The organism is Pseudomonas mendocina, assembly GCF_003008615.1.
Taxonomy (GTDB): Bacteria; Pseudomonadota; Gammaproteobacteria; order Pseudomonadales; family Pseudomonadaceae; genus Aquipseudomonas; species Aquipseudomonas mendocina_C.
In genome coordinates this window covers 1,322,202-1,345,106 of sequence record NZ_CP027657.1, presented here as the reverse complement: position 1 = coordinate 1,345,106, position 22,905 = coordinate 1,322,202, and the positions used below count along the sequence as shown (strand labels likewise).

Here is a 22,905-nt window from a genome sequence, read left to right as displayed (position 1 = left end):
CGAGGGTCAGTTCAGCATGAACAAGGCCTCACCATTGAACTCTGCGCTGATCTGCGCGGCCCGCATCGGCCGTCCCAGCAGATAGCCTTGCACTTCGTCGCAGTCGTGCTCGCGCAGGAAGTTCAGCTGCTCCTGGGTTTCCACCCCTTCGGCAATCACCGCCAGGTTCAGGCTATGGGCCATGGCAATGATGGCGCGGGCGATCTGTGCGTCCTGCTCGCCTTCCGGCAGGCCGTCGACGAAGCTGCGGTCGATCTTCAGTACATCGATGGGGAACTGCTTGAGGTAGTTGAGTGACGAGTAACCGGTGCCGAAATCGTCTACCGCGATGCACAGCCCGAGGCGCTTGAGGTCTGCCAGGGTCTGCATCGCACTGGCCACGTCGCGCATCAGGATGCTTTCGGTCAGTTCCACTTCCAGGCAGGCCGGGGGGATGCCGGTGCGCTCGATGATGGCGGCGATACGCGTACTCAGGTTGCCCTCGGTGAACTGGCGTGCCGACAGGTTGACCGACACCTTGGGGATGCGGATCTTCTCGCCGTGCCAGAGCTTCAATTGGCGACAGGCCTCTTCCAGTACCCATTCGCCGACCTGAACCACCAGCCCGAGTTCTTCCAGCACCGGGATGAAATCGCCGGGCGGAACCAGACCACGCGTCGGGTGGTTCCAGCGCAGCAGCGCTTCCACGCCGGTCAGGCGGCTGCCATCGCCGGAGAACTGCGGCTGGTAATAGAGCACGAACTGACCCTGCTCCTGGGCGTGGCGCAAGTCGCTTTCCAGTTCCAGGCGTTCCAGGGCGCTGGCATTCATGTCCGCCTGGTAGAACTGGAAGTTGTTCTTGCCGCGTTCCTTGGCGTGATACATGGCGGTGTCGGCGTTCTTCATCAGTTGGCTCAACTCCTCGCCATCCTGTGGGGCGAGGGCGATGCCGATACTGGCAGTGACAAAGAACTCGCGACCCTCGAGGACGAAGGGGCGAGCCAGGCTGGAGAGAATCTGCTCGGCCACATGAATGGCGCGGTTCAGCGAGCCCTCGCGCGTCGCGCGCGGTTGCAGCAGCAGGGTGAATTCGTCGCCACCCATGCGCGCCACGGTGTCGTCGCCATCGACGCAGGCCGACAGGCGCACGGCCACGTCCTTGAGCATGCGGTCGCCGGCAGCGTGGCCGAGCGAGTCGTTGATCGGCTTGAAGCGGTCGAGGTCGAGGAACATCAGCACGACCCATTCGTCATGCCGGTCGGCATGTTGCAGGGCACTGTGCAGGCGATCCTGGAACAGCGTGCGGTTGGGCAGGTGAGTCAGGGCGTCGTAATAGGCCAGGCGGTGGATGCGCTGCTCGCTGGCCTTGCGCTCGCTGATATCGCTGAAGAAGCACACGTAGCTGACTAGGTCGCCTTCTTCGTCATGCACGGCGGTGATACCAACCCAGGCTGGGAAGTTCTCGCCGCCCTTGCGCTTGAGCCAGACCTCGCCCTCCCAGCTGCCGCGCTGGTTGAGCTGGCCGAGAATGTACTGCAGGTGGCTGGCCTGCTGGCGGTCGGCGGTGAGCATGCCGGGCAGCTGGTCGAGTACCTGCCCGGCTGAATAGCCACTGACCCGGCTGAATGCCTTGTTGACCTGGACGATGTAACCGGCCGGGTCAGTGACCAGAATCGCTGCGGTGGAGTGTTCGAATACCGTGGCTGCCATGCGCAGGTCTTTCTCCGCGCGGCGTTGCTGACTGATGTCGCGGCCCACGCCGAGGATGCCCTCGAAGCGACCGTTCTCGTCCCACATCAGCACCAGGCGCAGTTCCACCGGAATCTTGTGACCGTCGGCGCGCAGGCAGTCGAAGACGAACAGCTGATCCGGCAATTCTTCGCGCAGGCGCTCCAGGCGGTCGCGTTCGTCCAGCGAGTCGCGGATGCGTTCGATCAGCAGGTTGAGGCCCTGCAGTTGCTGCGGATTGGCCGCCAGGCTGTAGAAACTGTTGGCCATGACCCAGTCCACGGAGTAGCCGAGTACTGGCTCCACCGACGGGCTGACGTAGTTGAGCGCCAGAGTGCAATCGGTGGAGAAGATCACGTCACTGATGCTCTCGGCCAGCAGGCGGTAGCGTTGTTCGCTGTCACGCAGTGACTGATTGCGTTCGATCTGTTCGGTGATGTCCTTGGCCACACCGATCAGGCGGCTGACCCGGCCGCGCTCGTCGCGCGCCAGGGCCTGTTCACGGATGCTGAACCAGCGCCACTGTCCGTCGCGGTGACGCCAGCGCAGCACCGACTCCAGCAGCAGGCCGTCGCCGACCACCTTCTGCAGGTTGCGGATGCGCCAGTAGTACTCGCTGTCGTCCGGGTGCAGCACCAGCTCCCAGAAGTCCTCGTGCATGGCTTTGAGCTCGGACTTGCTGTAGCCCAGTTGCAGGCCGAGGCTGTGGTTGCTGAACAGCACCCGCTTGTTCTGCATGTCGTGCACGTAGAGCAGATCTGGCACCGAGCGAACCACCTCGGACCAGAAACGTTCGCGCTCGATCAGTGACAGCTCGATGCGCTTGCGGCTGGTGATGTCGCTGATACTCAGGGTGACCGCCTGGTAATCCTGGATCATCTCCGGCAGGCGCAGAACCAGCCAGACGTGGCGTTGCAGGCCCTGTGCGGTGACCAGCTGGGTTTCCAGCTCCACCAGGTTGGGGCCTTCCAGCACGGCGACGGCCAGGCGGTAACGCAGGTCATCAGGCTGCACCGGGCCATTGTCGAGCAACTGCTGCCAGGCCTGGTCGGTGGACTTCACACCCAACAGGTTGAGAGCGACCTGGTTGGCTTCGGTGATGTGCATCTGCTCCAGCAACTGTTGCTGATGGCTGTCGTCAGCCTCCAGCCAGCGCCCCAGCCCGGCGGCATCACGCAGCTTGTGTTGCAACAGCAGGCTGCGCAGGCCGGACAGATCGAGCACGCACAGGGCCACGCCGGTGCCTTCGAAGATGTCCTGGTAGCGGCGGCGGGTTTCCTGCAATACGCGCATGGCTTGCTGCTCGTCAGTCACGTCGCGTAACACCCACACATAGCCGGCCTGGCGCCCGACTTCGCTGATATCACTGCGGGTGACGGCGAACAGTCGCGCCCGGCCATCCTGCTCCACGCGCACCAGTTCCGGGCCGAGCTCGTTGACCGGCTGGGGGCTGTTCAGGAGCAGTGGATCAAGGTCAGGCAGCAGGTCGAGCAGATGACGATCCCAGGCCGCCTGGCTGGTGAGGCCGAACAAGGCTTCGGCTTGCGGGTTGAGGTAGCGCAGTTTGCCATCGGCCTGGGTCACCAGGATGCGTTCTTCGACCGCGCCCAGAGCACTTGCGGCCTGGCGCAGAGAGCGACGGGACTCATTGTTCAGACGCTGCAGTCTGCGTTGTTCGCGCTGCAGGCCGTGCAGGGCGAGCAACGCCAGCAGGCTGCAGAGAGCAAACAGTAGAAACTTGCCGGCCAGAGGGGGCATCAGTTCGCTGCTGGCATTGTCGGCGTCGAACAGCGCGCGCAACTGCCAGTCGCTGCCTTCGAGCGGGATCATGTGCAGGCTCTGCGCCTGCTCTGCGGCGGTGACCGGGGCGATGACCTTGCCGGCTTGTGCGAGGTCGTCGGCGCGGGCGATCACGCGTTGGCTCTGCATGTCTTCGAGCAGCCAGCGATATTCGCTCTGATGCTGCTCGCGCAGCCAGGCAAGCAGTGCACTGGCACGCATGCGCAGCACCCGATGGCTGCCGTCGCTCTGTCGCAGCAACAGGTAGAGCACACCGCCGTCATGGGCACTGAAGGAAAAGTGGTAAGCGGCAGCAGCGTTGCGTTGCTGCAGGGCGCGGATAAAGGTCAGATCCTGTGGTTCGCTGGCGGTATCGCTGAGCAGTTGTCCATGCTCGTCGAACCAGGCCATGCTGCTCAGCGTCGGGAACAGGCTGCGCAATGCTTCGATCAGTTCGCGTTGCCTGCCGTCTGTCCGCTTGGCCTCCTGTAGCATGGCCTGGCCCGCTTGAGCCTTCAGGCGCATGTTCAGGCTCAGGTGCTTGGCCAGTTGCTCACCGTAGCTGCGGCTGAGCTGCTTCTGGTTGTTCAGCAACTGACGGTATTCCTGTGTCAGTTGCCAGGCCAGCAGTCCCAGTATCGCCAGTACCAGTACTACCAGAGAGCGCCGGAGCAATTCGCGGCGGCCTGGCGCGTGTGACTCACCCGATGGTAGGGAAGGCAGTGATGGGGAGCTCGACACGTTTTAGGAACCTGCAGCTACTGCGGATCTATATAGTAGAACGCGCGAGCATGCCTATGCGCGCGCGGTCGGCTAGGATGCCTGCAAATGTGGCCAAGTGCCAGCCGCGCCGACGAGCGTAGGTTTGCCCTGTGTCAGACATTGCGGTAGCTTTGCGCCGCGCGCGTGATCTGTCCGCGCGGTACTTGGCGTTCGCCTTCGCAGGGGCTAAGGTCTCTGCACATTGCGTACGCGCAGGTGGTGTGAAAACTGATGGCTACCCCGCGTTAGCGATCCGGCCTCTGGGTAGGAGCGGCTTCAGCCGCGAATTTCGCGGATAAATCCGCTCCTACAGGGTGTACAACAGCTAACGCGAACATAGCCAAGAGATTGCGCCCTCGACGCATTCATCATGTTTTTCACGCGACCTGCATGGCGCGCCGTTTCCAGCTCCCAATTCTCACAAGTCAGGTTATCCATGGCTCAGTACGTCTACAGCATGCATCGGGTCAGCAAGGTTGTCCCGCCGAAGCGTGAAATTCTCAAGAACATCTCCCTGTCGTTCTTCCCGGGCGCCAAGATTGGCGTGCTGGGCCTCAACGGCGCCGGTAAGTCGACCCTGCTGCGCATCATGGCCGGTGTCGATACCGAGATCGATGGTGAAGCCCGTCCGATGCCTGGGATCAAGGTCGGCTACCTGCCGCAGGAGCCGCAGCTGGATCCGGACAAGACCGTGCGCGACATCGTCGAAGAGGCCGTAGGCGAAATCAAGCAGGCCCAGGCCCGCCTCGATGAGGTGTACGCCGCTTACGCCGAGCCGGATGCCGACTTCGATGCCCTGGCCGCCGAACAGGCCAAGCTGGAAGCGATTCTGCAGGCCTCCGACGGCCACAACCTGGAGCGCCAGCTGGAAGTCGCCGCTGACGCTCTGCGCCTGCCTGCGTGGGACGCGAAGATCGAGCACCTGTCCGGTGGTGAAAAGCGCCGTGTAGCCCTGTGCCGCCTGCTGCTGTCGGCCCCCGACATGCTGTTGCTGGACGAACCGACCAACCACCTGGATGCCGACTCGGTAGCCTGGCTGGAGCGCTTCCTCCACGACTTCCCCGGTACCGTGGTGGCCATCACCCACGACCGTTACTTCCTTGACAACGTCGCTGGCTGGATTCTCGAACTCGACCGTGGCCATGGCATCCCCTACGAGGGCAATTATTCCGGCTGGCTGGAGTCGAAGGCCAACCGTCTGGCCCAGGAAGCCAAGGCCGAGGCATCGCACGCCAAGGCGATGAAAGCCGAACTTGAATGGGTACGCCAGGGCGCCAAGGCACGTCAGTCCAAGTCCAAGGCGCGCCTGCAGCGTTTCGAGGAAATGCAATCGCAGGAATTCCAGAAACGCAGCGAGACCAACGAGATCTACATCCCGGCTGGCCCGCGCCTGGGCGACAAGGTCATCGATTTCGTCAACGTGTCGAAGTCCTTCGGTGACCGCGTACTGATCGACGATCTGTCCTTCAGCATTCCGAAAGGCGCCATCGTCGGTGTGATCGGCGGTAACGGTGCGGGTAAATCGACCCTGCTGCGCATGATCACCGGCAAGGAGCAACCGGACTCAGGCCGGATCGAGATCGGTGAAACCGTGCAGATCGCCAGCGTCGAGCAGAGCCGTGAGGCGCTCGAAGGCAACAAGACCGTGTGGGAGCAGATCTCCGACGGCTTCGACATGATCAAGGTCGGCAACTACGAGGTACCGTCGCGCGGTTATGTCGGTCGCTTCAACTTCAAGGGCGCCGACCAGCAGAAGTTCGTCAAGGATCTCTCCGGTGGTGAGCGCGGTCGTCTGCACATGGCGCTGACCCTTAAGCAGGGCGGCAACGTGTTGCTGCTCGACGAACCGTCCAACGACCTCGACGTGGAAACCCTGCGCGCGCTGGAAGAGGCGCTGCTGGACTTCCCTGGCGCCGCGGTGGTGATCTCCCACGATCGCTGGTTCCTCGACCGTATCGCCACGCACATCCTCTCCTACGAGGACGATGGCAAGGTCAACTTCTTCGAAGGCAACTACACCGAGTTCGAAGCGGATCGCAAGAAACGCCTCGGCGACGCCGCTGCCCAGCCGCACCGCGTGCGTTACAAGAAGCTGGCGTAGGGTGGGTTAGCGGCGCCAATCGCCGAACGTTCAGGTGCCGCTATCGCAGTGCGCGGCGTAACCCAGTACCAGGTGTTGTGCCTGGATGAAAAACGGAGCCTTCGGGCTCCGTTTTTCGTTTCAGCATGCCTACGATGTCACCCTACGGCTTCAGAGCTTCGCCAGCAGGCTGTCCAGTGCTGTGGCCTGGTCTTCGGCCAGATCGATGATGTGAAAACCCGCCCAGCAGTGCTGGCCATCGGCGCCGGGGCGGCTCCATAGGCAGTCGGCGCCCAGGCGCACCTCCTGAACCGCATCGCTGCCCGAGGTGCAGACCAGCCGGCATTGCAGCACGGCATCGGCTGTATGCGGCGTGTCGCTGAACAGCATGAAGCCATCGGCAGAAAGGTCGACGATGCGGCCCAGGCGCTGCCCGCTGTTCAGGTCGAAGACCTCCAGCTGCATCTCGGTGCCATGGCGGCTGTGTTGACGACGCTCTTCCATGGAAATTCCTCAGCGGGGTTCGGCTGTGCGCCCAGTGAAGCGCTGCAGCACACGGTAGATGGCGGTCAGTGCGCGGTCGACCAGTGGAGTCGCGCGTTCGGGAGTGACGATGCGGGCCAGGCCCTTTTCCATTTCGCTGGCCAGCAGGGTCAGTGGTTTGATTGCCACGCGTTGGCCGCTGTTGTCGACGAACATGTAGTTGTGGGTGGTGGGGCTGAACCATGAGAGCTTGAGTATGCGGCTCTGGTCGCCTTCGACGAATTCGAACCAGGTGCCGAACTCGACGTTGGCCAGCTCCTTGGTCAGTGCCTGGGCGCGGCTCGAGAGCTTGGTACGCGGCGGAGCCTGGCGCGCCAGGTCGGCATCTTCGCCGAGCATGGCGCCGAGCGGGCTTTCCGGTAGCGTCGGTTTGAGCTGGGCCGCCAGCTGTGGTTGCTTGGCCTGCACCGCGTGCTGGCAGGCCACCAGATCCTGCAACAGGCGGCGGATACCGTCCTCGTGGTAACCACCAAGTAGCTCCAGACCTTTGCGCAGGTCGCTTAGCAGAGGTACGCGCAGCTCCTGCAAACGCTTTTTGTCCTCTTCGCTCAGCGGCATGCCGCTCCAGGCCAGTTGTTCGGCGACTTCGCAGTGGCGACGCCATTCGGCGCTGTTGTCGCCATGGCGCAGCAGGGCAAAGACCAGCACGTCGGCCCAGGTCAGTTCGAGGAAGTTGCGGATGATTGCGGGCAGATCACGCTGCTCGACGCAGCGCTGAATCACTTCCAGCGCCTGCTCGCGGGCTCCGAGCAGGCGATCCCGACCCTTGGCGGCCTCCACGGCGCGGCGTTCTCGCAGCTCCACCTTGTGGCGCAGGGTTTCGACGTATTCGTTGAATTCGTCGATAAGGCCGTCGAACAGGCTCAGATCACCGCTGAAACCGTTGATCACTCGTTCTACTACCCACTGCATCTTCGCCAGCAGGCCGCGTTCGTCGCCTTCGTTGCCATACATTACACCGGCCTGGGCCATGGTATTGAGCAGGCGGCGAGCAGGGTGGTGGTGCTGGGTGAACAGCGCCTTGTCCAGCAGAGCGATTTTCAGATAGGGCGTGTGCAGGTGTGACAGTGCTGTCTTGCAACTGTCCGGCAGGTTCTCGTCGTCGAGGATGAAGTCGAACAGCATCCCGACCAGGTCGATCACGTCGGCTTCCTGGTCGGACACCTTGCTGTCGCCTGGCAGGCTGCTGTGCGATTCCAGTTGCTGCTGCAGGTCGGCCTTGAGGCCTTCCACGGGCTGTGGCTTGTGCAGGCGCTGGGCCAGTTCGTGCGCCGATTGCTGCTGCATACGGTTGAGCGCAGCGAGCAGCTCGTTGGCGCTGTAGGTACGGCTGGCCTCACGTGGCGAAAAGCTGACGATGCTGCGTGTGCCGCCGAGCAGCGGCGTATCCGGATGACTCTGGCGGTTTTCGCCGAGCAGGCTGGAGAGGCCGCTGAACAGGGCGCCTGGGTCGCTCGGCGGTGGTGCGCTGAGATCCAGGTCGAGAAGTGGCATGTCAGCGACTGGCTGGCCGGATTTGCCCTGTGTCTGGCCCTGATTCTGAGCGCTCGCCTGAACCGTCTGGGTTTCTACCTTGGGCGTCTGCGGGCGGCTGACGCTCGGGTTGACCTGCGCGCTGTACTTGAGGTTGGGCAGCACGCCGGCATCGATCAGGCGCTGGTTGAGCGCGCCGTAGAGCGAATCCAGGCTCTGCATCACATGGCGATCGAAGAGCATGTAGAGGATGGTCTTGATCTGCAGCGGGAAAGGGCAGGGCGCCAGCGCGTCGCGAAACGCCTGGGCGATGGCCTGTGGGCCGAAGGGGTTGCTGTCTTCGCCGAGCTTCTGGCCATTATTGAGCAGGGCCAGGCGTTGCTCCAGGGCGAACAGCGGCTGAGTACAACGCGCCTTGACCCGGCTGACCATATTGGTGACCTGCAGGGTCTCTTCGTAATCCTCGTTCTGTACCAGGGCCAGATGCTCCGGGTCGAGTTCGGTCTGGGACTGGTTCTGCAGCTTGCCGTCGAGGAAATCGGAGAAGTTGTTGGCGATCGTCTGGTGGTAGCTGCGCTCGATTTGCGGACGCTGGCGGCGAATCTCGCGCATGCTGTCGAAGAACAGCGTCTGTACCTTGTTGTTCTCGGCCTTCTCGGCACATTCGAACAGGGTATCGTCGACCTGGCCGAAGACGCCGCTCAGGTGTTCCGCCAGGCGGTTCATCACCAGCTTGCGGCAGGCCTGCACCAGGTCGCTGAAGCGCGGCTGGATGCCGCGGCTGGCGAGGCTGACCACCTTCGGATGGCTGGGGGGCTTGCCCTGGTTACTCATGGACTATCCTGGCTGGCGTCGTCGGCTGGCGCGTCCTGCGTCGTGCCGCTGTGCGATGAAACATATAGTAGTCCATGCTCGCGCTGCAAAGCATTGTCGTAAAAGCAGTTTGCAGGGGTTGACAGGGAAGTTTTGCTACGTAAAATGGCGCGCCTCTGAAGCGGGAAAGCGAAAGCTGAAACGCAACGGAGCTGGAAGACCGAAGTTCCGCGATAGCTCAGTCGGTAGAGCAAATGACTGTTAATCATTGGGTCCCTGGTTCGAGTCCAGGTCGCGGAGCCAACTTCCTATCGGGGTATAGCGCAGTCCGGTAGCGCGCTTGCTTTGGGAGCAAGATGTCGGGAGTTCGAATCCCCCTACCCCGACCATTTTTGGGTCGTTAGCTCAGTTGGTAGAGCAGTTGGCTTTTAACCAATTGGTCGTAGGTTCGAATCCTACACGACCCACCATAGTCAACGATGAAGCCCGCCAAGTGCGGGCTTCATCGTTTCTGCGTTTCAGATTTCCACCTGAGTACCCAGCTCGATCACCCGGTTCAGGGGCAAGTTGAAAAAGCGCAGGCTGCTGTTGGCGTTCTTCAACATGAAGGCGAACAGCACCTCGCGCCAGCGCGCCATGCCGATACGGCGCGTCGAAACCACCGTTTCCCGGCTGAGGAAGTACGTGGTGTGCATCGGCTCGAAGCTCAGCCCCTCGACATGGCATTGGCTCAGGGCTTCTGGTACGTCGGGTCGCTCGATGAAGCCGAAGTGCAGCACTACCCGATAGAAATCCTCGCCATGTTCCTGCACCTCCACGCGCTTGTTCAGGGCTACGCGCGGGGTGTCTTCGCTGACCACGGTCAGTAGCACCACCTTCTCGTGCAGTACCTGGTTGTGCAGCAGGTTATGCAGCAGCGCATGCGGCACCGTGTCGGTACGCGCGGTGAGAAATACCGCCGTGCCTTTGACGCGGTGTGGTGGCTGGCGGCTGATGCTGTCGCTGAACACGCTCAGCGGCAGGGCATTCTCGCCCAGACGCTCGAAAACGATTTCCTTGCCGCGCTTCCAGGTGGTCATCAGCACGAACAGGACGATGCCGGCGACCAGTGGGAAGGCGCCTCCTGCCAGTACCTTGGGCAGGTTGGCGATGAAGAACAGGCTGTCGACCAGCAGGAACCCCCCAAGAATAGGCAGTGACAGCCACTTGGGCAGGTTCCACAACAGCAGCATCACGGCGGCCGCCAGCAGTGTGGTGATCAGCATGGTTCCCGTCACGGCCACGCCATAGGCCGAAGCCAGGGCGCTGGATGAGCCGAAGCTGAGTACCAGCAACACGACGCCGATCATCAGCATCCAGTTCACCGTGCCGATGTAGATCTGCCCCTGCTCGGTGTCCGATGTGTGCTGGATGAACATACGTGGGATATAACCCAGCTGGATGGCCTGGTGGGTCAGCGAGAATGCTCCGGAGATGACTGCCTGGGAGGCGATCACCGTGGCCAGGGTGGATAGTGCGACCATCGGCAGCAGCGCCCAGCTTGGCGTCAACAGGAAGAACGGGTTGTGTGCGGCAGCAGGGTTGGCGAGGATCAAGGCGCCCTGACCCAGGTAGTTCAGCAGCAGGCCGGGGAGTACCAGAAAGAACCAGGCGCGAGCGATAGGTTTGCGGCCAAAGTGACCCATGTCGGCATACAGCGCTTCGGCACCGGTCAGGGCCAGTACCACGGCGCCGAGGATGGCCACGCCTATGCCGGGGTGGACGATGAAGAAGTGGATGCACCAGTAAGGATTCAGCGCCTTGAGCACTTCTGGATACTGGCTGATGCCGTGGATACCCAGCAGCGCGAGCACGCTGAACCACAGCAGCATGACCGGCCCGAACAGCGTGCCGAGGCGTGCCGTACCGTGTTTCTGGATAAGGAACAGGCTGACCAGGATCACCAGCGCCAGTGGCACGACCCAGTATTCGATGCCATCGAAGGCGATCTGCAGGCCTTCGACGGCGGATAGCACCGAGATCGCCGGGGTGATCATGCTGTCGCCGAAGAACAGCGCCGCGCCGAACAAGCCGATCAGCAAAAGCACCTTGCGCAGGCGCGGATGGTTGCGTGCGGCGCGTTGTGCCAGTGAGGTCAGGGCCATTACGCCGCCTTCACCGTCGTTGTCCGCGCGCAGAATGAACAGCACGTACTTGACCGATACCACCCAGATCAGTGACCAGATGATCAGCGAGAGAATCCCCAGCACGCCTTCGTGATTGGGAGCCACGCCATAGTTGAAGACTTCTTTCAGGGTGTAGAGCGGGCTGGTACCGATGTCGCCGTAGACAACCCCGGTCGCGGCTACCAGTAAGGCCAGTGCTGAGGGTTTGGCGGCAGAGGTGTTGCTTGGGTGCATCTGCGATGCTCCGTTGCGGGCGGATTTTTTGAATGGAGGTGTCAGGCTGTTGCCGAAAGCGGGAGGCGGTCGGGGTGAGGTCGTTGCACGGTCATAATGTCGTCATGCCGGGGGCCTCGAGAAGGCTGACGTCGCCGAGCAGGATACTGGCGATCAAGTGGGGCGTCCGTGCCCCAGTATAGACAGCTTCAGTGCAGCTTGAGGCGCGGCTCGGTGCTGCGCCCGATGCGGTCGCTGAGCATCAGTAGCAGGGTGCGTGGCACGCCGTACAGCGCCATCTGGTGCATGCGGTAGAGCGACACGTAGAACACCCGCGCCAACCAGCCTTCGAGCATTACACTGCCGGTCAGATTGCCCATCAAGTTGCCGACTGCGGAAAAGCTCGACAGTGAGATCAGCGAGCCGTAGTCGCGATAGCGGTATTCCGGCAGCGGTTGGCCGGTGATCCTCAGGCGCAGTGATTTGGCCAGCAGGGATGCCTGCTGGTGCGCGGCTTGCGCGCGTGGCGGTACGTTACGGCCGTCGCTACCCGGCTGTGGACAGGCTGCGCAGTCGCCGAAGGCGAAAATGTCGTCGTCCAACGTCGTCTGCAGGGTCGGGCGCACCTGCAACTGGTTGATGCGGTTGCTCTCCAGCCCGTCCAGATCCTTGAGAAAACCGGGGGCGCGGATGCCGGCGGCCCAGACTTTCAGGCTGGCCGGGATGACGTTGCCGTCAGCCGTCTTCAGGCCGTCGGCGGTCACTTCACTGACGGCCGCGCCGGTCAGCACGGTGACGCCAAGCTTCTCCAGGGTCTGATGCACCGGGCGGGCAATGCGCTCGGGCAGTGCTGGCAGCACGCGTGGGCCTGCCTCGATCAGGGTGATGCGCATGTCTTCGGGGCGAATGCGGTTAAGACCATAGGCCGCCAGCTGCTGCGCCGCGTGATGCAGTTCGGCGGCCAGCTCGACGCCAGTGGCACCTGCACCGACGATGGCGATGTCGATCTGCGTGCCCTGCTCGTGCTCGCTGGCGTGCGCGCGCAGGTAATGGCTGAGCATGCGCCGGTGGAAGCGTTCGGCCTGCTCACGGGTATCGAGGAAAATACAGTGCTCGGCAGCGCCCAGCGTGCCGAAATCATTGGTGGTACTGCCGACCGCGATCACCAGGCTGTCGTAGGCGATGCGGCGTTCGGGCATGAGCACCTGGCCATCGTCGTCCAGAGTAGGCGCGAGGGTGATGCACTTGCCGGCGCGGTCGAGACCGGACATGCGGCCGAGCTGGAATTCGAAATGATTCCACTTGGCCTGGGCCACGTAGTTCAGTTCGTCTTCCGAGGAGTTCAGCGAGCCGGCGGCCACTTCGTGCAGCAGGGGCTTCCAGATGTGGGTGAGGTTGGCGTCGACTAGGATGACTCGGGCTGCGCCGCTCTTGCCCAGTTTTCTACCCAGACGGGTGGCCAGCTCCAAACCGCCGGCGCCGCCGCCGACAATCACGATACGATGGGACATGGATAATGCTCACAAGGCTTTGAAAAAGGCGGTGTGAGTGCGAAAGGGCGAGCGCGAGGCAGCTCATAGCACCAGTCGACTCAGAAAGCGGCTCAGCAGGCCAAGGCCGACGACCACGACCAGGACGACCACCAGCAGGCGCCAAACGCGAAAGGGCTGGCGCTCAACCTGATGCTGCGGTGCACTCAGGTACTGGTCGACTTTCTGCTGGTCTTCGGGGCTCAGGCGGCTGGTCATCGGTAGGCCTCTGCTTGATTGCGACTATTCTAGCAGGCTGTTGAAGAACGTAGGCGAGGCAGGCAAGACCAGGCAAAAACGACCGAAAAAGCGGAGTTTACTGCTGTAAATGAGCATTTTTAGGTCGTTTTTAACGCAGTATTGCCAACGCAGGTAGTTTTTCAATGGCCTGCTCGTCAGCCTTGGCGTGCAGGCCTGGCTTGTGCGTCAGGTATCCAGTGGCTCTACCTGCACGACATCGTCCAGGCGAATGATGCCGCCCTGGATTACTCGCGCGGTAATTCCGCCGTGTCCGCGCATGGCTTGGAAGGTGCCAGGGCCCAGGCGTTCTTCTAGGCGGGCGCACGGCTGGCACCAGCCGGTGGTCTCCAGCAAAGCCTGGCCAATGCGAAAGCGTCGGCCCTTGAGGCTGAACAGGTTGATTCCGGCGATCGCGATATTGCGCCTCAGCTCGCTGGGCTGCATAGGCGCATCGCGGCCAAGCAGGGCGGCAACCACCGCCAGGTGTTCCCATTGAATCAACGTGACCTGGCGTGCATTACGTGGGCCGGGGCGGCTGTGATCGCCGGTCAGCCCAGCCTCGCGGCGCGCTTCCACAGCCTCTACTTCGAGCATGGCTTCGCGCGCTTTCGGGCGTACACCCATCCAGCGTACACGGCCGACCTGTGGTACCTCGGCAAGCAATTCCTGCAATGGGCTCACAGGCCGATACCAACGTCGAACAGTAAGCTGCGGCCCAGGTTATGGCGCAGGAAGTCCGGCGCATCCGGGTGGGCAAAGAGCACGCGGGCGAAGCGTGGCCCGACCAGTGACAGCGAACGCCAGCCCTGACGCAGGTACTCGGTGGGCGGCGGGAAATGGCTGTTGCAGTCCAGCACGGCACGTTTGAGGCTGACGAACGCGATCAGGTCAAGTTCACCCACATCGATACCGCGCTCGCGATAGTTGTGGGCCTTCTTGCGCAGGGTCGGCCCCAATCGTGCCTGCATCTCGCTGGCAGGGATACGCTTGGGGCGGGCTTCGCGCCTGACCAGTTGGCTGAGGGAAAAGGCACTACGCCGACGCTCCAGCTCGGCGCGCCATTCGTCGTTGAGACGGCGTCCTTCATCGAGGACGAAGAACACCTCGAAGTTGGCATCACGAAACAGCACGTCTGGCGGCTCCTGCCCACTGGAGGTGAAGTCGTCGGTGTGATGGCGCACGTTCAACGCCTGCAGCAGGCGCTGACAGACCCAGCGCTCGCGCTCCCATTTCTTCGCGTTGGAGAGAAAGGCGTTGGCCTGTTCGGCTTGGTGCGTGAGTAAGCGCAGATAATCGGAGTCGTCCATGTCCAGAGCTTAGCCGCAGCGCAGGTTGGCTTGCTAGCGCTTGCTGTGTAACGAGCAGGGTAATCGCATGAAGGCTCCGAGTATGAGGGCTGCATAGAAGACAACCACCCCCGCACGCAGGCAGGGGCGCGGCTTCGTCGCTGAACAGCGTTTGCGCTGGCCCGAAGGGGGAGTCATCCAGCGCTGGACTTGACGCCGGGCACCTGGATCCCCGCCTGCGCGGGGATCCAGGTGTGTGATAGACCGCTGAGCCATCCAGGCGCTTTGGTTTTAGGCCAAGCTAGAGGTTCTCTGTATTCGCTTGGTTCTGGCGGAGGTAAAACAGCTTCTTCGGTTGTGCCGCTTGCGTAGGGGATGATGGGAAACAGCAGTAATACGCATCTTGTAGTTCTTGCCCAATTGCCCAGGCCCGGCAAGTGCCGGTGTAGACTGCGCAGCATGAGTGCGACGAACGAAAGAGAGGGTGTCTACGCATGATCGCTTCCAACCTGCTGGCATTCGGCACCTTGCTCGCTGGCTGGCTGATCTACGGGGTGGCGTTGCTCTGGGCGGTGATGCGAGCGCCGTGGTTGGAGCTGTTCAGCGATCTGCGCCGCCAGCACCTGTTGTTCGGCACTATGCTGGCCTTGTTTCTGCTCTGGTTGGTGCGTCGCGATTTCGACTCGGGGCTGTCCTATCACTTCATCGGCATGACGGCGGTCACCTTGCTGCTGGACTGGCCGCTGGCGGTGCTGGCAGGGCTTGCGGCGCAGCTCGGTCTACTGGCCATCGGTCGTCTGGATCTGGCTGCGCTCGGGGTCAACGGCGTGCTGCTGGTGCTGATCCCGGTGCTGGTGACCGAAGTGTGTGCACTTCGCGTAGAGCGCGCGCAGCCACGCAATCTGTTTGTCTACATCTTCTGCTGTGGCTTCTTCCCGGCTGCACTGGCGACCCTGCTGACCTTGCTGGGTGGCCTTGGGCTGCTCTGGCTGGATGGGCTATTCCCCATGCCGCCCTGGTTGGACGACTTCGCCGGCTATCTCTGGCTGGTGATGTTCCCCGAGGCCTTCATCAACGGCATGGTGGTGACTGCCCTGGTGGTGTTCTACCCGGACTGGCTGGAGACCTTCAACCGCAGCCGTTACCTGCAAGCGCCTTGGAAAGAAGGTGATCGAGACGAGTGAATAGCTCCGTATCGGCCTGCTGAATGGCGCAGCGAGACTTGATCCGGATCAAGTCCATGCTGCGAGCAGACGGCAAGCTGAGGCAAACACGGAGGGCAACAGGATGAGCGTTCATCAATGGGCCAGAGCCGCGGTGCAGGCGGATCTGCACAACGCCGAAGCACAGGGTATCGATTCACTGATGGCAATGCGTGCATTGCTCGCCGAGGTGGTCGAGCGCAACAGGCGACTGCGAGAGCCGCAGGAACTGGCGCACGAGCTGCAGTTTCTCGCCGACAACCTCGACGATGATCGCGACTACGCCTTTATGCGTCCATAGCCGGGTAGGGTGCGCCATGCGCAGGCTGATTTGTGTAGAGGCTGTTCCTGTCGTTGGCATCAACATCCCGCTCAGGTAAGGGCTCGAATCAATGCGGCCGCGTCGGCAGATCACCGCTGAACAGCTCGTCTTCGAGGTCATTTCCGGGAATGGCATGCTCTTCGGCGGCCCAGGCGCCGAGGTCGATCAGCTTGCAGCGTTCGCAACAGAAGGGGCGGTAGGTGCTTTCCACCTTCCATTCGACAGGTGCGCCACAGGTTGGGCATTGGACGATAGTGGTCATGACTGGCCTCCGCGCAGGGTTAGATAGAAGTTGTGCAGGCGTTCGACCTCCGCATCCAGCCAGGCCAGATCGCGGTCGTTGACCAACACATCGTGCGCATGACGCAAGCGTTCTTCGCGGCTGGCCTGAGCCTGCATGATGGCGCGCACCTGCTCTTCGGAGCTCTGGTCGCGGCTGATGGTGCGCTGCACCTGTAGCTCTGCCGCCGTGTCCACGACCAGCACGCGTTGCGTCATGCGGTGTTGGCCGGACTCGACCAGCAAGGGTGAAACGAGGATGGCGTAGGGCGACTCGGCGCGAGCCAGCACCTGAGCGATCTCCTGGCCGATCAACGGATGCAGCAGACTCTCCAGCCAACGGCGCTGCTCGGGGTCGGCAAAGATCAGCTTGCGCAGTGCGGTGCGGTCGAGTTGACCATCCGCCTGCAGTACGCCGTCGCCGAAGTGTTCAACGATCTTGGCCAGCGCTGGTCGTCCAGGCTCGACGACCCAGCGGGCGGCATGATCGGCATCCACGACATGCACGCCGCGCTCGATAAAGCCTTGCGCCACTGCGCTCTTGCCGCTGCCAATGCCGCCAGTCAGGCCGAGTATCCAGGGTTTCATAGCGCCAATGCGGTCTCGTTATTGCTCAAGGCCGCGATTGTAGGGGGGATTGCTTGATGATGCGAACCGCGTGTGCCGCAATCCGTCATCCCCGCGAAGGCGGGGATCCGGCTTGTGGCGTCACGACTACTCCTGGGCTCCCGCTTTCGCGGGAGTGACGAGTGTTGCCGGGTTAGCTCAAAATCCAGCGAATTTCAGATAACTACCGGTAATCACATCGCCCCAGAGCAGCGCGATCCACCCGGCTATGGCCAGATAAGGCCCGAAGGGAATAGGCGTGCTGGAGTCGCTACCACGCAGGCGCAGCAAAATTACCCCAAGCACTGCGCCAACCAGGGACGACAACAGAATGGTCAGCGGCAGAATCTGCCAGCCGCCCCAGGCGCCAAGCATGGCCAGCAGCTTGAAGTCCCCATAGCCCATGCCTTCCTTGCCGGTGATCAACTTGAACAGCCAGTACACCGACCACAGGCTCAGATAGCCAGCAATCGCCCCCCACAGCGCGTCTTCCAGGCTGGTAAACAGCCCGAAGTAGTTGACGATCAAGCCCAGCCACAACAGCGGCAAAGCCAGTACGTCCGGCAGAATCTGGTGATCGGCATCGATCAGACTCATCGCCAGCAACCCCCAGGCCAACACCAGCATCGCGCCAGTCTGCCAGGTAAAGCCGAAATGCCAGGCGACATAACCGGAAAGCAGCCCGCAGGCCAGTTCGACGATGGGGTAGCGTTTGCTGATCGGCGTTTTGCAGTTCGAGCATTTACCGCGAAGGAATAAATAGCTGATGACAGGGATATTTTCCCAAGGCCTGATCTCATGGCCACAGTTTGGGCAGGAGGAGTTGGGTAGAACCAGATTGAAGGTTTGTGCCGGAGGTGCTGGCGGTAGCTCCAACACCTCACGCGCCTGGCTTTGCCAGTCACGCTGCAGCATCAGCGGAACGCGGTAGACCACCACATTGAGAAAGCTGCCAATCAGCAGGCCAAATATGCAAGCACAAAAAGTAAAGAACACGGTGTGGGTGGCTAGGAAAATAACGAAGGACATAAAAGTTTAGCCAGTAACAACGGTGCCCAATTGGAATATTGGTAGATACATGGCAATAACCAATCCGCCCACGAGTACTCCAAGCACTGCCATAATCATAGGTTCCATCAGGCTAGTCAGGTTATCAACCATGTTGTCAACTTCGTCTTCGTAAAAGGTGGCTACTTTCCCGAGCATTTCATCTAGCGCCCCTGACTCCTCTCCAATAGCAGTCATTTGAATAGCTAATGAGGGAAATATGTTTGCGGCTCGCATAGAGAAATTCAGTTGTGTGCCGCTAGAAACATCGTTCTTTATCTGTTTGACCGCATTGCGGAATTTTACATTTCCTGTGGCGCCTGAAACAGAGTCAAGAGCATCAACCAGCGGAACGCCGGCTGCAAAAGTAGTAGATAGAGTTCTTGCGTAACGAGCTACTGCCGATTTATAAAGGATTTGACCGACAATTGGAATCTTCAGAAGGATTTTATCTTTAGTGTCGCGAAATTTCTCTGAGCGGGTGTTTGCTTCTTTTAGCCCAAAAGCTGTTATGAAAAGAGCGAGTATAACAATTAGCCACCATTCTCGTAGCAGATCCGAGAGGCCTACGACCATTTGAGTGAAAGCAGGCAACTCGGCTCCAAATCCTGCAAAGACTCCTTCAAAAGCAGGAACAACTTTGATCAGAAGGATTGAGGAGACAATGATTGCAACTACTACGACAGCAATGGGGTATGTCATTGCTTTTTTGATTTTTGCTTTCAATGCCTCCGTCTTCTCCTTGTAGGTTGCCACTCGTTCGAGAAGAGTTTCTAGGGCCCCGGATTGTTCGCCGGAATCAACCAAGTTACAGTATAGATCGTCGAAATACTTAGGCTGTTTGCGTAGCGCGGATGCAAAACTATTGCCGGCTGCTACTTCCTGTTTGAGGTCGTCAACCAATTTGCGCATGTTCGGGTTTTCGAATCCCTCAGAGATAATATCAAAGCTCTGAAGTAGCGGGACGCCTGCTTTCATCATTGTTGCCATTTGTCGAGTGAAAAGGGCAATGTCTAACGGTTTTATCGATTTTCCCTTGCTTAATATAGAAATATTAGACTTTGCTCGGACTTTTATTGGGTTGATACCTTGTTTTCGCAGTTGTGCTTTGATTAGGGCGGCGTTTTGGCCGCTCAATTCCCCTTTGACTTTTCCACCGCGTTTATCTGTGCCTTCCCAAGCGAAAGTGCTTGTTTTCAGAGCTTTTGTCGTCGCCATGGGTTAGTCCTTGGTCACGCGGTTGATTTCCTCGAGGCTGGTCACGCCTTGCATGGCTTTGAGCAGGCCGGAGGTACGCAAGTCATTAAAGCCATCTTTGCGCATCTGTGCTGCGATATCGATGGAGTTACCTTCCTCCATGATAATCCGTTGTAGGTTGGGCGTGTTTTTAACTACTTCATAAATCCCGACACGCCCTTTGTAGCCATTCTTGCAGTTGTCGCAACCGGCTGGGCCGTAGAGCTTGAAGGTGCCTATTTTTTCTTCGGGGAAACCTTCTGCCAGCAAGGTTTCCCGCGGTACGTCCACTTCCTTTTTGCAGCTATTGCACAGTTTGCGTGCCAAGCGCTGAGCAATGATTAAATTGACCGAGGTGGCGATGTTGAAGGACGGCACGCCCATGTTCTGCAAGCGAGTGAGGGTTTCTGCCGCGCTATTGGTGTGTAGAGTAGACATCACCATATGCCCTGTCTGTGCGGCTTTGACTGCAATAGAGGCAGTATCCAGGTCTCGGATCTCGCCGACCATGATGATATCTGGATCCTGGCGCAGGAAGGCGCGTAGCGCCTGAGTAAAATCCATACCCTGCTTGGGATTGACATTGACTTGGTTGATGCCCTCCAGGTTTATTTCCACTGGGTCTTCGGCGGTAGAGATATTCACGTCTGGGGTATTGAGGATGTTTAGGCCGGTATAGAGCGATACAGTCTTGCCTGAGCCTGTGGGCCCGGTCACCAGAATCATCCCCTGTGGCTGCTTGAGGGCGGCCATATATAGGTTCTTTTGACTTTCCTCATAGCCTAGGGCATCGATACCCATTTGTGCGCTGGTTGGGTCAAGAATTCGCATAACGATCTTCTCGCCCCATAGTGTAGGCAGGGTGTTGACCCTGAAATCGATGGCCTTGTTCTTGGATATTTTCATCTTTATCCGGCCATCTTGCGGCTTTCGCCGCTCGGAAATATCGAGTGCAGCCATGACCTTTAGACGTGCAGCAATTCGTGGGGAGAGTTGGATGGGCGGCCGGGCCACCTCATGGAGGATACCGTCTGTACGGAAACGTACACGATAGGCTTTTTCGTAAGGCTCAAAGTGTAAGTCGGATGACCCCAGGCGAATGGCATCTAGTAGCATTTTATTTACGAAACGCACTACTGGTGCATCATCGGCATCACTACTGTTTGTGTTGTCCGCTTTGTCATCGTCGACGGCTTCCACATCTAGGCCGTCCAAGTCGACATCGGCTAGATCCTCCATCCCGCTGCCTGCGCCATCGAAGAATTTCTCTATGGCATCACCCAGCTTGTCGTCTTCTACCAGAACCGCTTCGGTATTGAGTCCCGTGCTGAACTGGATGTCTGTAATGGCTTGATGGTTGGTCGGGTCAGAAACGGCTATGAAAAGCTTGTTGCCGCGTCGCCAAAGCGGGAGGGCTCTATGCTGGCGAATGAGCTTTTCACTGATCAGCTCCTTGGGCTGTCCTTCCTTGTCGATTGCAGAGATGTCAATGAATGCTATGCCGAACTGTTCGGCCGCCAGTTCAGCTAGGTCGCGGCTTTTAACAAGCTTGCTCTGTACGAGGTAGGTTACCAATGGGACTTGGTTGCGTTTTGCTTGCGTTTGGGCTTGCTGGGCGCTTTTCTCGTCTAGGAGCTGAGCAACCACCATCTGCTTGGCCAAGCCCGAAAGGGAAGCTACATCATTCATTTCATCAAAATCCATGTCGGGTGTGGATATTCGAGCCTTATAGCTTAGTTAGCCAGTGCTGCCAAACACCTCAACGGAGAGTGACAAAAAACGTCGCAAGTTGCTTGGTTATGCCGTGTGCCGAGTATGGTTGGGGTGATTGCAAGCTCTAGGCAAGGGGCATGGTGTCTGGCACGAGAAATGCTAGGGTCTTCGTAGGCTTCTGCCTACTCAGCCAAAGGAGAAATGTATGAAGGCTCAAATGCAAAAAGGCTTTACTTTAATCGAACTGATGATCGTGGTAGCGATCATTGGTATCCTGGCCGCTATCGCTATCCCGGCCTACACTAACTACACCCAAACCTCTGCTAACAACTCCTGCCTAATCGAGGCTAAGGCCTACGCTAACACTGCCATTGCTGAGTTGAACCTGGGCAACGCTGCAGGTGAGCCTCGTGCGGGTGGTGCGTGTGATAGCTACAATGGCGCGGGCGCTGCTATGACTCTGGCTAGCACTTTCACTGCTGTGCCTGTTGCTCCTGGCGGTGGTACTGTGACTTGCGATCTGTCGACTGGTGGTCAGTGCTCTCACGCTCCGTAATTCGGTGGATGGAACTCTATCGAGCGTGTCTCGGATGACCCTGTTTCGATGGTGTAGTAGTTAAATTCATGCTTTGTATGGCACCCCGCTTTTGCGGGGTGTTTTTTGTGGAGGCATAGGCTGATTACTTTAGTGTCTTGCGCCTCTACAGGTTGGATGGATCACAGCGCCAACCGCATCGACAAATCCACTGCATTCACATCCTTGGTCAGCGTCCCCAGCGAGATGTAATCCACGCCTGTCTCAGCGACCGTGCGCAATGTGCTGTCGTTAATCCCGCCCGACGCTTCGAGCTTGGCGCGGCCGGCGGTAAGTTTCACGGCTTCACGCATATCTTCCAGTGACAGCTCGTCGAGCATGACGATATCGGCGCCGGCTTCCAGCGCTTCGCGCAGTTCTTCCAGGCTCTCTACTTCGACTTCCACCGGTTTGCCGGGCGCGATCTGGTGGGCGGCGGAAACTGCCTGTTCGATGCCGCCGCAAGCGGCGATATGGTTTTCCTTTATAAGGAAGGCGTCGAACAGGCCGATACGGTGGTTATGGCAGCCGCCGCAGGTCACGGCATATTTCTGCGCCAGGCGCAGGCCGGGCAGGGTCTTGCGGGTGTCCAGCAGCTTTACCTGAGTGCCTTCGACCAGGTCGGCATACTGGCGGCAGCGGGTGGCAACGGCAGAAAGCGTCTGCAGGAAGTTCAGTGCGCTGCGTTCGCCGCTGAGCAGGGCGCGAGCCGGGCCTTCGAGGGTGAACAGGGTTTGGTCGGCGTGAACTCGGTCGCCGTCCTGCACCTGCCAATGCACCGCTACGCGTGGGTCGAGCTGACGAAATACTGCGTCCACCCAGGCCGTGCCGCAAATCACAGCGTCTTCGCGGGTGATCACGCGGGCGCTGGCCAGGCGCTCGGCCGGGATCAGCTGGGCGGTGATGTCGCCGCTGCCGATGTCTTCGGCCAGGGCGCGGCGGACATTGGCTTCGATTTCGCTGCTGAGATCGGCGAGGGTCAGGTTGGGCATGGTCGGCTCCGGTGTAGACGAGCGGCGATTATAGAGGCAGGTGGTTGCAGGGCAATGCTCCATCGCGTCGTTAGGTCTTGCGTCGTTCTGCAAAATTGACCAGGCACTTTTATAAGTGACCGCAGCTCTTAATGAAGAATACGTACCCTATGCACTGACAGCCGGCGCAGCGTTACCAGGCTGTCAGCGTTAGGCTGTAGAGGTGCGGCGGTGGTGTATTGGCTACCGCCTGGAGATGGCGTGTGGCTATCTGTGATCTGGATCATGTCTGTAGGAAAAATTGGCTTGGTATGGCGCGCAGCCTCCCTATAATGCCTTTACTTTTTTCATTATTGACGCCAGGC

The 22,905-nt window shown here is 60.0% G+C and carries 18 protein-coding genes and 3 tRNA genes; 7 read left to right on the top strand and 14 right to left on the bottom strand.

Translation table 11 applies throughout. The annotated features are described in order from the left end of the window. Window positions 1-6 precede the first annotated feature (6 nt). On the bottom strand, window positions 7-4,227 hold the full coding sequence (locus tag C7A17_RS06270) for an EAL domain-containing protein (protein ID WP_106737209.1): 4,221 nt from the start codon (window positions 4,225-4,227) through the stop codon (window positions 7-9). Window positions 4,228-4,684: 457 nt separating this feature from the next. On the opposite strand from C7A17_RS06270, the gene ettA reads away from it, so the two are divergent. Continuing rightward, window positions 4,685-6,349: an energy-dependent translational throttle protein EttA gene (gene ettA / locus C7A17_RS06265; RefSeq protein WP_106737208.1), complete on the top strand. Its 1,665-nt coding sequence runs from the start codon at window positions 4,685-4,687 to the stop codon at window positions 6,347-6,349. Between the two features lie 150 nt (window positions 6,350-6,499). Here ettA and C7A17_RS06260 read toward each other — a convergent pair whose 3' ends face one another. Both C7A17_RS06260 and C7A17_RS06255 read right to left on the bottom strand, forming a co-directional pair. Continuing rightward, entirely contained in the window at window positions 6,500-6,832 is a 333-nt protein-coding gene (locus C7A17_RS06260; RefSeq protein ID WP_106737207.1) for a PilZ domain-containing protein, read from the bottom strand. A 9-nt stretch (window positions 6,833-6,841) separates the two neighbouring features. Further along, window positions 6,842-9,178 carry a DUF1631 domain-containing protein gene (locus C7A17_RS06255; protein WP_106737206.1) on the bottom strand — a complete coding sequence of 779 codons (2,337 nt, stop codon included), beginning with the start codon at window positions 9,176-9,178 and terminating at the stop codon, window positions 6,842-6,844. A 206-nt stretch (window positions 9,179-9,384) separates the two neighbouring features. Here C7A17_RS06255 and C7A17_RS06250 point away from each other — a divergent pair. From C7A17_RS06250 to C7A17_RS06240, 3 genes are all read left to right on the top strand, one after another. Beyond that, a tRNA-Asn gene (locus C7A17_RS06250) sits at window positions 9,385-9,460 on the top strand. A gap of 9 nt (window positions 9,461-9,469) precedes the next feature. Further along, window positions 9,470-9,546: transfer RNA gene (locus C7A17_RS06245), tRNA-Pro, on the top strand. Between the two features lie 5 nt (window positions 9,547-9,551). Continuing rightward, window positions 9,552-9,627, top strand: a tRNA-Lys gene (locus tag C7A17_RS06240). A 48-nt stretch (window positions 9,628-9,675) separates the two neighbouring features. Here the strand turns inward: C7A17_RS06240 and C7A17_RS06235 are convergent. From C7A17_RS06235 to C7A17_RS06215, 5 genes are all read right to left on the bottom strand, one after another. Continuing rightward, a complete protein-coding gene (locus C7A17_RS06235) occupies window positions 9,676-11,556 on the bottom strand; it encodes a potassium transporter Kup (protein ID WP_106737205.1) in 1,881 nt (626 codons plus the stop codon). A gap of 188 nt (window positions 11,557-11,744) precedes the next feature. Then, window positions 11,745-13,046 carry an NAD(P)/FAD-dependent oxidoreductase gene (locus C7A17_RS06230; protein ID WP_106737204.1) on the bottom strand — a complete coding sequence of 434 codons (1,302 nt, stop codon included), beginning with the start codon at window positions 13,044-13,046 and terminating at the stop codon, window positions 11,745-11,747. A gap of 63 nt (window positions 13,047-13,109) precedes the next feature. After that, the gene (locus C7A17_RS06225) at window positions 13,110-13,283 is read right to left on the bottom strand and encodes a DUF3094 family protein (protein WP_106737203.1); all 174 of its coding nucleotides are present in this window, start codon (window positions 13,281-13,283) and stop codon (window positions 13,110-13,112) included. 207 nt (window positions 13,284-13,490) lie between these two features. Then, window positions 13,491-13,985, bottom strand: a complete 495-nt coding sequence (locus tag C7A17_RS06220) for an MOSC domain-containing protein (RefSeq protein ID WP_106737202.1) — start codon at window positions 13,983-13,985, stop codon at window positions 13,491-13,493. Then, window positions 13,982-14,611 carry a DUF1780 domain-containing protein gene (locus tag C7A17_RS06215; RefSeq protein ID WP_106737201.1) on the bottom strand — a complete coding sequence of 210 codons (630 nt, stop codon included), beginning with the start codon at window positions 14,609-14,611 and terminating at the stop codon, window positions 13,982-13,984. Before C7A17_RS06215 ends, C7A17_RS06220 begins: the two co-directional genes overlap by 4 nt. 473 nt (window positions 14,612-15,084) lie before the next feature. On the opposite strand from C7A17_RS06215, the gene C7A17_RS06210 reads away from it, so the two are divergent. Then, window positions 15,085-15,774, top strand: coding sequence for an energy-coupling factor ABC transporter permease (locus tag C7A17_RS06210; protein WP_106737200.1), 690 nt, complete (start codon window positions 15,085-15,087; stop codon window positions 15,772-15,774). Between the two features lie 103 nt (window positions 15,775-15,877). After that, window positions 15,878-16,093, top strand: coding sequence for a hypothetical protein (locus C7A17_RS06205; protein ID WP_106737199.1), 216 nt, complete (start codon window positions 15,878-15,880; stop codon window positions 16,091-16,093). Window positions 16,094-16,181: 88 nt separating this feature from the next. Here the strand turns inward: C7A17_RS06205 and yacG are convergent, their stop codons facing one another. The 5 genes from yacG to pilB form a co-directional block, all read right to left on the bottom strand. Further along, entirely contained in the window at window positions 16,182-16,376 is a 195-nt protein-coding gene (yacG, locus tag C7A17_RS06200) for a DNA gyrase inhibitor YacG (RefSeq protein WP_106737198.1), read from the bottom strand. Further along, entirely contained in the window at window positions 16,373-16,981 is a 609-nt protein-coding gene (gene coaE, locus C7A17_RS06195; protein ID WP_106737197.1) for a dephospho-CoA kinase, read from the bottom strand. Before coaE ends, yacG begins: the two co-directional genes overlap by 4 nt. Before the next feature lie 177 nt (window positions 16,982-17,158). Next, window positions 17,159-18,028 (bottom strand): prepilin peptidase, encoded by an 870-nt coding sequence (locus C7A17_RS06190; RefSeq protein WP_106737196.1) that lies wholly within the window; start codon window positions 18,026-18,028, stop codon window positions 17,159-17,161. Window positions 18,029-18,034: 6 nt separating this feature from the next. Continuing rightward, window positions 18,035-19,264, bottom strand: a complete 1,230-nt coding sequence (locus C7A17_RS06185) for a type II secretion system F family protein (RefSeq protein WP_106737195.1) — start codon at window positions 19,262-19,264, stop codon at window positions 18,035-18,037. 3 nt (window positions 19,265-19,267) lie between these two features. Then, on the bottom strand, window positions 19,268-20,971 hold the full coding sequence (pilB, locus tag C7A17_RS06180; protein WP_106737194.1) for a type IV-A pilus assembly ATPase PilB: 1,704 nt from the start codon (window positions 20,969-20,971) through the stop codon (window positions 19,268-19,270). A gap of 229 nt (window positions 20,972-21,200) precedes the next feature. On the opposite strand from pilB, the gene C7A17_RS27380 reads away from it, so the two are divergent. Continuing rightward, entirely contained in the window at window positions 21,201-21,551 is a 351-nt protein-coding gene (locus C7A17_RS27380; protein WP_106737193.1) for a type II secretion system protein, read from the top strand. Window positions 21,552-21,712: 161 nt separating this feature from the next. Here C7A17_RS27380 and nadC read toward each other — a convergent pair whose 3' ends face one another. Continuing rightward, complete coding sequence (nadC, locus tag C7A17_RS06170; protein ID WP_106737192.1) at window positions 21,713-22,561, bottom strand: carboxylating nicotinate-nucleotide diphosphorylase; 849 nt, start codon at window positions 22,559-22,561, stop codon at window positions 21,713-21,715. Window positions 22,562-22,905: the final 344 nt, after the last annotated feature.